Consider the following 13725-nt stretch of genomic DNA (forward strand, 5'->3'; position numbering starts at 1 on the left):
ATTTCACAATAATTCATCAATCTTAATTAGATCACATTTTTACTTTAATTGGTATTACAAGTATCACTAGAAGTACCAAGTGTTCCTTTAGCTATCTCTATCGAACACCGATTTAGTGCTGCCTTGCGGTATTTAATGACTTAGTTCAAACCGTTCACCACTCATCTAGCTCCACAGTCCTGTTAATAACTAACGCTATTCTAGCGAGACGTTGAGTCCCGTTATTTTTGTTTCCAGGTGAAAGGTGAAGTCTTTCGATTGAAGCTTATATAACTTGAGAGTGGGTTATTGGGTAGACTAGCGAGTGCGCACAAGAACGAGTTCTCTGTATGACTTAACCTACTTAAAGAGTTCTGGATACCCACAACAAGGCTTTCGACTACTTAAATACTCGCGGTATCAAATATCGATATAATCTCTATGTTCCACGCATACCTTTCAACGATAACTTCAGTGAGGGAATTGGCGAGTTTGACTTTCATTAGGTATAAAAAAGGCCACCTAAAGTAGGCGGCCTTGGTTGATCTATTTAGATATTAATCTAGCTCTTTCTCTGCTTGTTTTGCTTTCTCTATCATAGGAGTGATTGTTGAGCCTTGAACTAGAATAGAGAACACAACAACGGCGTATGTCATGACAAGGATTATCTCTTTAACATCGATTGCTTTGTCTTCAATTACCCAGATACCTGAAGGGATTGAAAGTGCCATGGCTAGTGCTAAGCCACCGCGTAAACCACCCCAAGTTAGAATCTTAATCGACCACGGGTTGTAAGTTCTAAAGCGTTTAAATCCGATGTAAGACAAGAAAACACTCAAGTAACGTGCACTCAATACTAGAGGGACTGCGAAAGCCATTAAGATCCAATCTTCTTGGTGGAATTTGAATAACAGCATCGACATACCAATTAGTAGGAATAATACGCCGTTTAAGAATTCATCTATCAATTCCCAGAAATGATCTAAGTGATCTTCACTCTCTTTTGAGAATCCGATAAAGCGAGTCCAGTTACCAATCATGATACCTGAGACCACCATCGCTAATGGGCCTGATACATGTAGAACTTCAGCAAACGCATAACCAGCAGTTGGGATGCCGATGGTTAATAGTAACTCCATCGAGTGGTCATCTGTATTGCTGATTAGGTAGTGGAATACAAGACCTAAAACAAAACCATAGACAATGCCGCCAATCGCCTCTTGAACGAATAGCATGGTCACACTACCGACGGTTGGCGCTTCTGTGCCGAATGCGATAGTAAATAGGGTTACGAAGATAACTAAGCCAAAACCATCGTTGAATAGAGATTCTCCCTCGATTTGAGTAGAGATTCTTCTGGGAGCGTCGAGTTTCTTTACTATTGCTAGCACGGCGATGGGATCGGTTGGAGAGATTAGCGAGCCAAAGAGTAGGCAGTAAATCAGATCAAATTGAATACCGATGAACTGGCAAAACCCGTACAGCACAAAACCGATAAAGAATGTTGAAAACAGCGTAGCACCTAACGCGAGTACTGTTATTTCCCATTTCTGGTCTTTTAGGTTTGGTAATTTGATTCCCAAACCGCCTGCAAATAGTAAGAATCCTAATATCCCTTTTAGAAGGAAATCTTCAAAATTGATACTGGCAACGGTTTCTGAGGCGATGTCAGCCAATTGGAACCAATTGTTTTGTCCCGCAATGATAATTAATAGAGATAACATCATTGAGCCAGCTGTAATGGCGATGGTTGTCTGCATTTTACCAATTTTTGTATTCACGAAAGCAATAAGCATGGCTGCAGCGGACAAGAAGCATAAGGTGTAATAGACCGACATTGGGATTCCAACATGTAACAAAGTATGAATATGAATTTTCGTTGTCTCATGCTCAAATAGCAAACATTTTTTTGTCATGACTCAGTAATCAATTTCCTTTTTTAGACGTCTAGACTCCTTTTTAATGTGTGATAGGATGGAGGGATAATTAAAGGAATGAGGTTGTACCGTGGGAAGTAATGTAAGGCAAAAGGTTGACGCTCTGTTGAAGCAACGAATTTTACTGATTGATGGTGGCATGGGCACCATGATTCAGGATTATAAATTGGAAGAGCAAGACTATCGTGGTGAACGCTTTGCTGATTGGCACAGTGACTTGAAGGGCAACAATGACCTTTTAGTTCTTACACAGCCTAAACTTATCAAAGATATCCATATGGAGTATTTGGAAGCTGGGGCTGACATCCTCGAAACCAATACCTTTAACGCTACAACCATCGCTATGGCCGACTATGATATGGAAAGCCTTAGTGAAGAGATTAACTTTGCTGCTGCCAAGCTTGCTCGTGAAGCAGCTGATGAATGGACTGCAAAGACCCCAGATAAACCTCGCTTCGTCGCGGGTGTATTAGGCCCTACCAACCGAACTTGTTCTATCTCGCCTGATGTAAACGATCCAGGTTACCGTAATGTTAGCTTTGACGAACTGGTTGAAGCCTATTCTGAATCGACTCGCGCGCTCATTAAGGGCGGTTCAGATTTAATTCTTATTGAAACTATCTTTGATACGTTAAACGCGAAAGCGTGTGCCTTTGCCGTTGAATCTGTTTTTGAAGAGGTGGGTATTGCTCTTCCCGTGATGATTTCCGGTACCATCACTGACGCATCAGGTCGTACCCTTTCAGGACAGACGACAGAAGCATTCTACAACGCCCTTCGTCATGTAAAACCAATCTCATTTGGATTGAACTGTGCATTGGGCCCTGATGAACTGCGTGAGTATGTCGGTGAGATGTCTCGTATCTCAGAGTGCAATGTTTCTGCTCACCCTAATGCGGGTTTGCCTAATGCATTTGGCGAGTATGACCTTTCTCCTGAGGATATGGCTGAACATGTTAAAGAGTGGGCTGAAAGTGGCTTCTTGAACCTAATTGGTGGGTGTTGTGGTACTACTCCAGAGCATATCCGTCAAATGGCTGAGGCCGTTGAAGGTGTAACGCCGCGTCAATTGCCAGACTTACCAGTTGCTTGTCGTCTTTCGGGACTAGAGCCACTGACGATAGCTAAAGAATCTTTGTTCGTGAATGTAGGTGAGCGGACCAATGTCACTGGTTCTGCGCGTTTCAAGCGTTTGATCAAAGAAGAGCTTTACGACGAAGCATTGAGTGTTGCTCGCGAGCAAGTCGAAAATGGCGCTCAGATTATCGATATCAACATGGATGAAGGGATGCTAGACGCCGAGGCGTGTATGGTTAAATTCCTGAATCTATGTGCTTCAGAACCTGAAATCTCGAAAGTACCTGTTATGGTCGATTCTTCTAAGTGGGAAGTTATCGAAGCTGGCCTAAAGTGTATTCAAGGCAAAGGCATCGTTAACTCAATCTCTCTAAAAGAAGGCAAAGAGAAGTTTGTTGAGCAAGCCAAATTAGTTCGTCGTTATGGTGCTGCTGTCATCGTGATGGCGTTTGATGAAGTCGGGCAGGCTGATACTCGAGAGCGTAAAGTCGAAATCTGTACCAATGCCTACAACATTCTTGTTGATGAAGTCGGTTTCCCACCAGAAGATATTATTTTTGACCCGAATATTTTCGCAGTGGCTACTGGTATCGATGAGCATAATAACTATGCGGTTGATTTCATTGAAGCAGTAGGAGACATCAAACGCGATCTCCCGCATGCGATGATCTCTGGCGGTGTGTCGAATGTTTCATTCTCATTCCGTGGTAATAACTACGTCCGTGAGGCTATTCACGCGGTATTCCTATATCACTGTTTTAAAAACGGTATGGATATGGGCATTGTAAACGCTGGTCAGTTGGAAATTTACGATAATGTTCCAGAAGATCTGCGTGATGCTGTTGAAGATGTCGTACTAAACCGTCGTGATGATTCGACTGAAAGATTGCTGGATATGGCGACCGAATACCTAGAGCGTGCTGTTGGTAAGGTTGAAGATAAATCTGCATTAGAGTGGCGAACTTGGCCTGTAGAGAAGCGTTTGGAGCACTCTTTGGTAAAAGGTATCACCGACTTTATTGTTGAAGATACCGAAGAAGCTCGTGTTAATGCCTCTCGTCCTATTGAAGTGATTGAAGGTCCTCTAATGGACGGAATGAACGTTGTTGGTGACCTGTTTGGTGAAGGTAAGATGTTCTTACCACAGGTTGTAAAGTCTGCGCGTGTGATGAAACAGGCGGTTGCCCATTTAGAACCATTCATTAATGCATCCAAAGAAGTGGGCGCAACTAACGGTAAGATTTTGTTAGCGACCGTTAAAGGTGACGTTCACGATATCGGTAAAAATATCGTTGGTGTGGTTTTACAGTGTAATAACTACGAAATTATCGACTTAGGTGTGATGGTTTCTTGCGAGAAGATTCTCAAGGTAGCGAAAGAAGAGAATGTCGACATTATTGGCCTGTCTGGGCTGATTACACCGTCTCTTGATGAAATGGTACATGTTGCTAAAGAAATGGAGAGACAGGGTTTCAAGCTGCCTCTTCTGATTGGCGGCGCAACCACATCTAAAGCTCACACAGCAGTTAAGATTGAGCAGAATTATTCAGAACCTGTTGTATACGTAAATAATGCCTCGCGTGCAGTGGGTGTTTGTACTTCACTACTTTCTGATGAATTGAAACCCGCTTTCGTTGAGAAGCTGGATATCGATTACGATCGCGTTCGAGATCAGCACAATCGTAAGAAGCCTCGTACCAAGCCTGTCACGCTTGAAAGAGCTCGTGCCAATAAAGTTGCTATCGATTGGGATGCGTATACGCCACCGGCACCCGCTAAGCCGGGAGTTCATATCTTCAATGATTTTGATGTGGCAACTTTGCGTCAGTACATCGATTGGACTCCATTCTTTATGACATGGTCATTGGTTGGTAAATACCCTGCAATCCTTGAGCATGAAGAAGTGGGTGAAGAGGCAAAACGTTTATTCAAAGATGCTAATGATTTACTGGATCGCGTAGAGAAAGAGAAGCTGCTTGAAGCGCGTGGTATGTGTGCCATGTTCCCAGCGAACAGTGTTGGTGATGATATTGAGGTGTATACCGATGAATCTCGTACCGAAGTTCTAAAAGTTCTACACAATCTTCGTCAACAAACAGAGAAACCAAAAGGCTTTAACTACTGTTTGTCTGATTACATTGCGCCAAAAGAAAGCGGTAAAGCTGACTGGATTGGTGGCTTTGCGGTTACTGGCGGTATTGGTGAGCGAGAGCTTGCTGATGAATATAAAGCTAATGGTGATGATTACAATGCGATTATGATTCAGGCGGTTGCGGACCGTTTGGCTGAAGCGTTTGCAGAATATTTACACAAAGAAGTGAGAAAGGACATTTGGGGTTACTCGCCTGATGAGGATTTGTCTAACGACGATTTGATTCGAGAGAAGTACCAAGGTATTCGTCCAGCTCCGGGTTACCCTGCTTGCCCAGAACATACAGAGAAAGGCACGTTGTGGGAGTTGATGGACGTTGAAAAAGCCATCGACATGTCACTAACCACGAGTTACGCAATGTGGCCAGGTGCCTCAGTGTCGGGTATGTATTTCTCACACCCTGATGCTAGATACTTTGCTATTGCACAGATTCAACAGGATCAAGTGGATAGCTATGCTGATCGTAAGGGCTGGGATATGTTGGAAGCTGAGAAGTGGTTAGGTCCAAACATTAACTAGTTTGAATCTATGACGAGCTTTGGTTCGTAAAGTAAAAAAGAGAAAGGGTTGCTCAAGAGCAACCCTTTTTGTATCTGGGGTTTGGTTAATTAAAACCAATTAATTAACCATCGCCTTATTCAAATAACTCTTGGTGAAGTTTTTGGATCGCCAACTTAGAAACAGATGCATCTAGCAAGAAGCACAAGTTGTGTGGGCTTGCTCCGTAACAAATCATACGTAGATTGAAATCTTCCAGAGTGCCAAACACCTGCTTTGCATAGCCTTTATTTTCACTCATGTTGTTGCCAATAAGCGCAACAAGGCATAGGTCGTGTTCAATATCTACAGAACACAACTCTTCAAGCTCCAGTCGAGCAGCTTCTGGTAACTCAGGAGCACCACCTGATGTGTCTGTTTGATCGAGAGTCAGTGAGACACTGATCTCTGAAGTCGTGATGAGATCGACTGAGATCTTATGTTTAGCAAGGATCTCGAATACCTTCGCCAAAAAGCCGTAAGCATGGAACATGTTTGCACTGCGAAGCGTAACCATCGTTTGGTTGCAACGAAGAGCAAGTGCTCTGAATAATGGTGAGCTTTCAACTTCTTGGCGAATCCAAGTTCCACCTAACTCTGGTGCTTTAGAAGAGCCGACAAATACCGGGATTTGGTGGCGCAATGCAGGTACTAGAGTTGAAGGGTGCAGTATCTTTGCACCAAAGTTTGCCATTTCCGATGCTTCACTAAAGCTGATCTCTGGGATAGGAGAAGCTTTAGGTGCAATACGAGGATCTGTGGTGTAGATACCTGGAACATCCGTCCAGATTTCTAGACCAATCGCCTGTACAGATTCGGCAATCAGTGCTGCTGAGTAATCACTGCCACCGCGGCCTAAAGTCGTGGTGTTACCTTCGCTATCAGCGCCGATAAAACCTTGGGTAACGACAACTTGTTGTTGGCAAAGTGGAATCAGTTTCTCTTGCGCTAGAGCGGCAATATCTTCTAGTTGAGGTTCGGCTTTACCAAAATCATCATTAGTACGCATCACATCTCTGATATCAAAGCGAACAGCAGGAGTGCCTCGTTCAGAGATGATCTGAGCCAAGATGTGTGTCGACATCAACTCGCCACATGCGACAAGGTGATCCGTCAGTTTAGTACTTGTTTGGAATGATGCGGCCTCTGCAGCGCTCGCAATGTCATCAAGAATGCTGTGGACTTCTTTTTCGATGCTGATTGGATCTGCGAGTTGGTCAAGAATTGCGTTGTGAATGTCCGCTAATTGCGCCATTAGTTCCTGACGACGAGCTTTGTCTTGAACACCATTTGCTAGTTCAACCAGCAAGTTAGTGACACCAGAGCATGCACTACTCACGACCAGTTTCGTGTTTGAGTTGTTTTCAATAATGGCAGCACAACGGCTCATTGCTTCAAAGTTGGCAACACTTGTTCCACCAAACTTAGCGACATTAAAAGAACCAGCTACATTAGATGCACTCACGATATATCTCCCACGACTTCCTAAAATAAAATTACGGTTGGGTAATCCAACGTCCGATGTTTTTCGAAGAGAGTTTTAGAGCAAAAAGAGAGGAATTATTAGAATAGTAACCTCAGAAGCTCTTCACCATATAGAAATGGCGACAGTTGACGGGATTCAGCCCGCTCAACCGATAATAAAGGTCCTGCATCCTTTTATTATCTCGGCACTGCTCCCCATAAATGTTTTGTATTGGAAATGCGGTTCCACAAAACATCTGCCTGGGCAGTGCTCCTCTTCTGCTAGATAGCCGTTTCATTGAACGTTTTTGTGGTAACAATGTCAATCCGTAACTTGAGATAATTGAAAAATAATTTTAACAATTATGTGACAGTGGTTTGACCTCAATACTTATGGCTAATTGCTGAGGTAATCAATTTGCTTTAGGGTGGATTGTTCACAACATTAACGTAAGGGATGTACATGTCTAATTTACCACTCACTACTGCTATCGATAGCTTTTATCCACCACACCGAACGTTAATGGGACCTGGTCCTTCAGATATCTCACCTCAAGTGTTACAGGCTTTGAGCCGTCCAACCATAGGTCACTTAGATCCGCTGTTTATTGCGATGATGGATGAGCTTAAACAACTTCTTAAATACGCTTTTCAGACTGAAAACGAATTTACGATTGCCGTTTCTGCACCGGGCAGTGCAGGTATGGAGACCTGTTTTGTTAACTTGATTGAGCCTGGTGAAAAGGTGATTGTTTGTCGTAACGGTGTCTTCGGTGAGCGTATGCGAGAAAACGTGGTGCGTTGTGGTGGCGAAGCCATCCTTGTTGATGACGAATGGGGCAAGCCCGTTTCAGTTGAAAAGGTAGAACAAGCATTGGCAGAAAACCCCGATGCCGTTGCTGTTGCATTTGTGCATGCAGAGACATCAACCGGAGCGTTATCTGATGCTCAAGCTATCTCTGCTGTCGCTCGTCAGTTTGATGCGTTAACGATTGTTGATGCAGTGACATCATTAGGTGGTGTGCCATTGCTGGTTGATGAGTGGCAGCTTGATGCGGTTTATTCTGGCAGCCAAAAGTGTCTGTCTTGTGTGCCAGGGCTATCTCCAGTGACTTTCTCTCAGCGTGCGGTTGATAAAATGAAAGCCCGTAAAGCACCAGTGCAAAGCTGGTTTTTGGATCAAAGTTTAGTATTAGGTTACTGGAGTGGAGAAGGTAAGCGTAGCTACCACCATACCGCACCCGTGAACAGCCTTTATGCTCTGCATGAGTCGCTGGTTTTGTTGAAAAATGAAGGCTTAGATAATGCGTGGTCTCGTCATCATGCGATGCACCAAGAGCTTAAAGAAGGCGTAGAAGCTCTAGGGTTAAAGTTTGTGGTTGATGAAGAGAGCCGCCTGCCGCAGCTTAATGCACTTTATTTCCCAGAAGGAATTGATGAGGCTAAGATCAGAACGCAGCTTTTAGAAGAATATAATCTTGAAATCGGTGCTGGGCTTGGCTCTTTGGCTGGTAAGGCATGGCGTATCGGCCTAATGGGTTACGGTGCTCGTAAAGAGAATGTCGCGTTGTGCCTAAAAGCGCTAAAAGATGTTTTGAAGTAGCTGCATGAACTGAAATTAAAAAGAAAAGCGCACGAGAGATCGTGCGCTTTTTTGTATCTACCCCAAGCTCCTACTGCCTACTAAGTGAAGCTTGCGTTGCGAATTCTTAACATTATTCTGCAGACGAAACGTTATCTTCTGCTTGTGACACTTTCTTATACTGAACCTTTGAAAAGTCTCTGTTAGGGAATAAAAAGTTCGCTTCGCTACGAATTTGCTCTGCTTTACTTTCTTCTCCTAGGCCTTGATACGCCAGAATCAGATTGCTGTAGAAAGCCGGTCTTGGTTTACTCTTTATGATCTCCAGTGACCAATCGATGTAAGGCTGTATAAGGCTCGGGTCGGCTTTGTAGAGGCCGATATTAAGGTAAGTGCTGTATATATCCCAATCGTAGCGATCTTTCCACACTACTGGGTTCGTTACCTGCTTAAGAATGTCCGGATTTTTCGGCTTAGATTGTTCAAACTTAGTCAGTACATAGTTGGTGTGCAGGGCGCTCAACATATAAAAACTGACCAAAATAGGGAGCACTAAGCTCAACACTCTAAATAGGGTCTTGCTAATGATACTGAACGACTGTTGATAATGTCGGGAAGAGCGCTGATCTACCCAGTAAATCAATATAATGAATGTTATCCAGTGAATCGCCGAGTGGTAAAAAGGATACTCAAGTTGAGAGTGCAAAAGGATTGGGATAAATAACGCGAGCAGGGCTAGACGTGTTCCCTTTGCTGAACTTGTTATGCGTGACATCACCAATATTGCAGCAATCAAGATTCCGATGATTGGTACAATCCCCCCTTCAACTCCCCAAAACAGGAACTCATTGTGCGGGTGATCCATTGAAGGAAGACCTGGATGATAGTTCGAGTTGAGTTGATGTTGGCGAGCTGTATATAGCGTGTATTCAGACTCAAATTTCCCGTAACCATAACCTGTAAATGGCTTTTCGATCATCATATCTAAAGCTTGCGGGAACGTATAAGCGCGCGGGCTTTCTAGGTTCGCTTTCTTGCTAGCGAGGCTATCAGTCGCACTTAGGCTGATCACCGAAAAAGCGACGACGACACCGACGAGCACTGATGCGCACCATCCGTAGAAGCGTTTCTTGGTCGAGAACTTGTATAGATAGGGCAGAATGCAGATAAACCCAATGACAGCGGCCAACCATCCGGTACGTGATGCAATGATGATCAGCAAGGGCACGGTTAAGGTTGGAGTTAAATACAGTAGGAATGATTCGCTGATCTTATGGTTATATTTAGCCGGCTGCCTTGCTAAAAGGTAAGCGGACAGCACAAAACCAGTAGCAAGAAAGCTTGCCATTACATTCGGTTGTTGAAATATCCCATATGGTCGGTTTGCAGCAGTGTTGTAGCCAAATAGGTTGCCAGGTTCTAATAAGAAATATTGCACATAGCCAAATAGTGCTTGTATAACAACAGCAAGTACAATGAACCACAACATACGTTGCTTGTGTTTATTGCTGAACTTAAATTGCTGCAGCACCACAAATAAGGCAAAGCCCGCCCACAATCCAAGCAAGCGTCCTGACGCTCCTTGAGGTGCAGCATTGCTGTATAAAATGGGTAGCGTGAGTATGATGCAGCTAATCAACAAGCCAATTGTTAATTTGGAATACTTGAGTACTCGATTGGTCGCGAGTTGGTAAAAGCCAATCGCTAGCGTGAAGCTTAGCGCTAGCCAAGTGGTAGGGTTAAAGGATAGAGCAAGGCCCGAACCACCAGGATTCGGCATAAAAAAATGCATAGCTAACAAGAATACAACAGCTAAAGAAGCCAGAAATGCTTTGTTGAGTGGTAGCTGAGTGACCTGATTTTCTAGCTGAGTACCGCTAGTGTGTATTGTTGCCATAAATCCCTAACCTTATAAAAACAGAGCTTGTTCCTTCTGAAACAAGCTCTGTTACTTTAACATTTTTCTGTCTGTCCGCAGGGCGCTATTTTACACCTACTTCAAATTTAACATAGGCTTAAGGAAGCGAGCAGTGTGTGAACCTTCGACTAACGCCACATCTTCAGGTGTACCCTCTGCAACAATCTCACCACCACCTTGCCCACCTTCTGGGCCAAGATCTAGGATCCAGTCTGCTGTTTTAACGACATCTAGGTTGTGCTCAATCACGACAACTGTATTACCGTGATCACGCAGTCTATGTAATACCGTCAGTAGCTGCTGGATATCGTGGAAATGAAGGCCTGTTGTTGGCTCATCGAGAATGTATAAGGTTTTTCCCGTGTCTCGTTTAGACAGTTCACGCGCTAATTTAACACGCTGAGCTTCACCACCAGATAAGGTTGTAGCTGCTTGCCCTAAGCGAATGTAAGAGAGGCCAACGTCCATTAAAGTTTGCAGTTTACGAGCGATAACAGGTACCGGGTTGAAGTATTCACGAGCATCTTCCACAGTCATCTCTAGAACTTCGTCAATGGTTTTACCTTTGTAGCGGACCTCTAGAGTCTCACGGTTATAGCGCTTACCTTTACACACATCACAAGGCACATACACATCGGGTAAGAAGTGCATCTCTACCTTGATTACGCCGTCTCCCTGACAAGCCTCACAACGACCACCACGAACGTTAAAGCTGAATCGACCTGGCTTGTAACCACGAGAACGTGATTCCTGAGTGCCCGCGAATAGTTCACGAATAGGGGTGAAAATCCCTGTGTAGGTCGCAGGGTTTGATCTTGGTGTACGACCGATAGGGCTTTGATCTATGTCGATTACCTTATCAAAATGTTCTAACCCTTTAATCTTTTTGTGCTTTGCTGGAACTGCAGTCGTGGCACCGTTTAATTGAGTGTGGGCGACTTTAAAGAAGGTATCGTTGATAAGCGTTGATTTACCCGAACCTGATACGCCCGTAATACAACTGAACAAGCCAACAGGAATTGTCGCGGTCACATTCTTTAGGTTGTTCCCCGTTGCGCCAACGATCTCGACGACCTTTTTCTTGTCGATAGGCGTTCTCTTTTCAGGCACTGCAATTTCTTTAGCACCGCTCAGGTATTGGCCTGTCAAAGAGTTCGGGTTTTCGATGATGTCTTGCATGGTACCTTCTGCCACCACGTGACCACCGTGCACCCCTGCTCCTGGACCGATATCGATAACATGGTCAGCACAACGAATTGCATCTTCGTCATGTTCCACAACAAGTACCGTATTACCTAAGTCTCTCAGGTGAATTAAGGTTTGCAATAGACGTTCATTATCGCGCTGGTGGAGACCAATTGATGGCTCATCAAGTACATACATAACGCCAACTAAACCGGCACCGATTTGGCTCGCCAAACGAATACGTTGCGCCTCACCACCAGACAGCGTTTCAGCACTGCGTGATAGGTTAAGGTAGTTCAAACCAACGTTGACTAAGAAATGCAGACGATCATTGATCTCTTTCATCACTTTATCTGCGATCTGCCCACGTTGACCGTCTAGCTTCAATTCTTGGAAAAATTGTAGTGCGTCAGCAATGCTAAGTTCAACGATTTCCGGAAGTGTTGTATCACCAATGAAAACATTGCGAGCTTCTAATCTCAGGCGAGTGCCATCACAGCTAGAACACGACTTGGTTGAGATGTATTTGGCAAGGTCTTCACGCACCGCGCTCGATTCAGTATCACGGTAACGGCGCTCTAAGGTATTTAAAATGCCCTCGAATGGATGACGCTTAACTCGAATATCACCTCGGTCATTGATGTACTTGAATTCCACTTCAGTTCGACCTGATCCTTTTAGAATGATCTCTTGAGTCTTTTTCGGTAGAGAATTAAATGGCGCATACAGATCAAAACCATAATGTTCTGAAAGCGACGTTAGCATCTGGAAATAGTAGTAGTTCTTTTGATCCCAACCTTTTATCGCACCTTCAGCAATGCTTAGGTTCTCATCTAAAATCACTCGGCTTGGATCAAAATACTGTTGAACACCAAGACCATCACACGTACCACATGCTCCTGCCGGGTTATTAAATGAGAACAGGCGAGGCTCAAGCTCTTGCATGCTGTAACCACATTTAGGACAAGCGAAGTTAGCAGAGAATACGATCTCTTCTTGATCCGTTTCGTCCATCCAGCCGACGACAGCGATACCGCCAGAGAGCTCTAATGTGGTCTCGAACGATTCAGCCAAACGTTGCTGTAGATCGGGACGTACTTTAAATCGATCAACGACGACCTCAATGGTGTGCTTTTTATGAAGTTCTAAGGCTGGTGGATCGGATAGATCACAGGTTTCACCATCAATTCGGGCTCGGATAAAGCCTTGCGCAGCTAAGTTTTCCAGTGTTTTAACATGCTCACCTTTGCGCTCTTTGACAATCGGTGCCATCAACATCATCTTTGAGCCTTCAGGCAGTTCTAAGACCTTATCGACCATTTGACTGATGGTTTGTGCTGCTAGAGGGATGTTGTGGTCTGGACAGCGAGGTTCGCCTACTCGCGCATACAATAATCTGAGGTAATCATAGACTTCGGTAATGGTACCGACGGTTGAGCGAGGGTTATGTGAAGTCGATTTTTGTTCTATTGAGATAGCTGGAGACAGACCTTCAATATGGTCGACATCAGGCTTTTCCATAAGAGATAGAAATTGACGAGCGTAAGCAGACAGAGATTCAACATAACGACGCTGACCTTCTGCGTAGAGTGTGTCAAACGCAAGTGACGACTTTCCTGAACCCGATAATCCGGTGATGACAGTCAGTTTGTCACGTGGAATGGTTAGGTTGACGTCTTTGAGGTTATGCGTACGAGCGCCTCTAATTTCTATTTTATCCATCTCAATAGACCATGTAATTTTAAGTGGCTAAAGTATTACATAGAGTGAGATTTGTGCAAAGTTTTACTGGATAAAAAAACAGTAAACAAAAAAAGGGTGACGCTTTCGAGTCACCCTTTAAATCATTTATTACGCGACTAACTCATCGCTACGTATCATTAGTTAGTATGCC

Annotated in this window: 6 protein-coding genes and 1 riboswitch; of the genes, 2 read left to right on the forward strand and 4 right to left on the reverse strand. The window is 44.1% G+C overall.

What is annotated here, in order from left to right; translation table 11 throughout:
* Positions 1-536: 536 nt before the first annotated feature.
* A complete protein-coding gene (locus AB6E54_RS05915) occupies positions 537-1817 on the reverse strand; it encodes a sodium:proton antiporter (protein WP_017061334.1) in 1281 nt (426 codons plus the stop codon).
* Positions 1818-1986: 169 nt separating this feature from the next.
* Here AB6E54_RS05915 and metH point away from each other — a divergent pair, with 169 nt between their 5' ends.
* Positions 1987-5664 (forward strand): methionine synthase, encoded by a 3678-nt coding sequence (gene metH, locus AB6E54_RS05920; protein WP_372105998.1) that lies wholly within the window; start codon positions 1987-1989, stop codon positions 5662-5664.
* Between the two features lie 115 nt (positions 5665-5779).
* Here the strand turns inward: metH and lysC are convergent, their stop codons facing one another.
* Entirely contained in the window at positions 5780-7147 is a 1368-nt protein-coding gene (lysC, locus tag AB6E54_RS05925) for a lysine-sensitive aspartokinase 3 (RefSeq protein ID WP_017062973.1), read from the reverse strand.
* 108 nt (positions 7148-7255) lie between these two features.
* A riboswitch (Lysine riboswitch) is annotated at positions 7256-7433 on the reverse strand.
* A gap of 176 nt (positions 7434-7609) precedes the next feature.
* On the opposite strand from lysC, the gene AB6E54_RS05930 reads away from it, so the two are divergent.
* Positions 7610-8749, forward strand: coding sequence for an alanine--glyoxylate aminotransferase family protein (locus AB6E54_RS05930; protein ID WP_017061337.1), 1140 nt, complete (start codon positions 7610-7612; stop codon positions 8747-8749).
* Between the two features lie 112 nt (positions 8750-8861).
* Here AB6E54_RS05930 and AB6E54_RS05935 read toward each other — a convergent pair whose 3' ends face one another.
* Together AB6E54_RS05935 and uvrA are read right to left on the reverse strand one after the other, a co-directional pair.
* Entirely contained in the window at positions 8862-10625 is a 1764-nt protein-coding gene (locus tag AB6E54_RS05935) for a PglL family O-oligosaccharyltransferase (RefSeq protein ID WP_372106000.1), read from the reverse strand.
* Positions 10626-10721: 96 nt separating this feature from the next.
* Positions 10722-13553 carry an excinuclease ABC subunit UvrA gene (uvrA, locus tag AB6E54_RS05940; RefSeq protein ID WP_017061339.1) on the reverse strand — a complete coding sequence of 944 codons (2832 nt, stop codon included), beginning with the start codon at positions 13551-13553 and terminating at the stop codon, positions 10722-10724.
* Positions 13554-13725: the final 172 nt, after the last annotated feature.

The organism is Vibrio sp. 10N.247.311.49, assembly GCF_041467655.1.
In the GTDB taxonomy this organism is placed as follows: Bacteria; Pseudomonadota; Gammaproteobacteria; order Enterobacterales; family Vibrionaceae; genus Vibrio; species Vibrio crassostreae_C.

Coding starts and splice junctions, on each gene's coding strand:
- AB6E54_RS05915 (WP_017061334.1), bottom strand. CDS start 1,817: ATGTCGGTCTATTACACCTTATGCTTCTTGTCCGCTGCAGCCATGCTT.
- AB6E54_RS05930 (WP_017061337.1), top strand. CDS start 7,610: ATGTCTAATTTACCACTCACTACTGCTATCGATAGCTTTTATCCACCA.
- AB6E54_RS05935 (WP_372106000.1), bottom strand. CDS start 10,625: ATGGCAACAATACACACTAGCGGTACTCAGCTAGAAAATCAGGTCACT.
- uvrA (WP_017061339.1), bottom strand. CDS start 13,553: ATGGATAAAATAGAAATTAGAGGCGCTCGTACGCATAACCTCAAAGAC.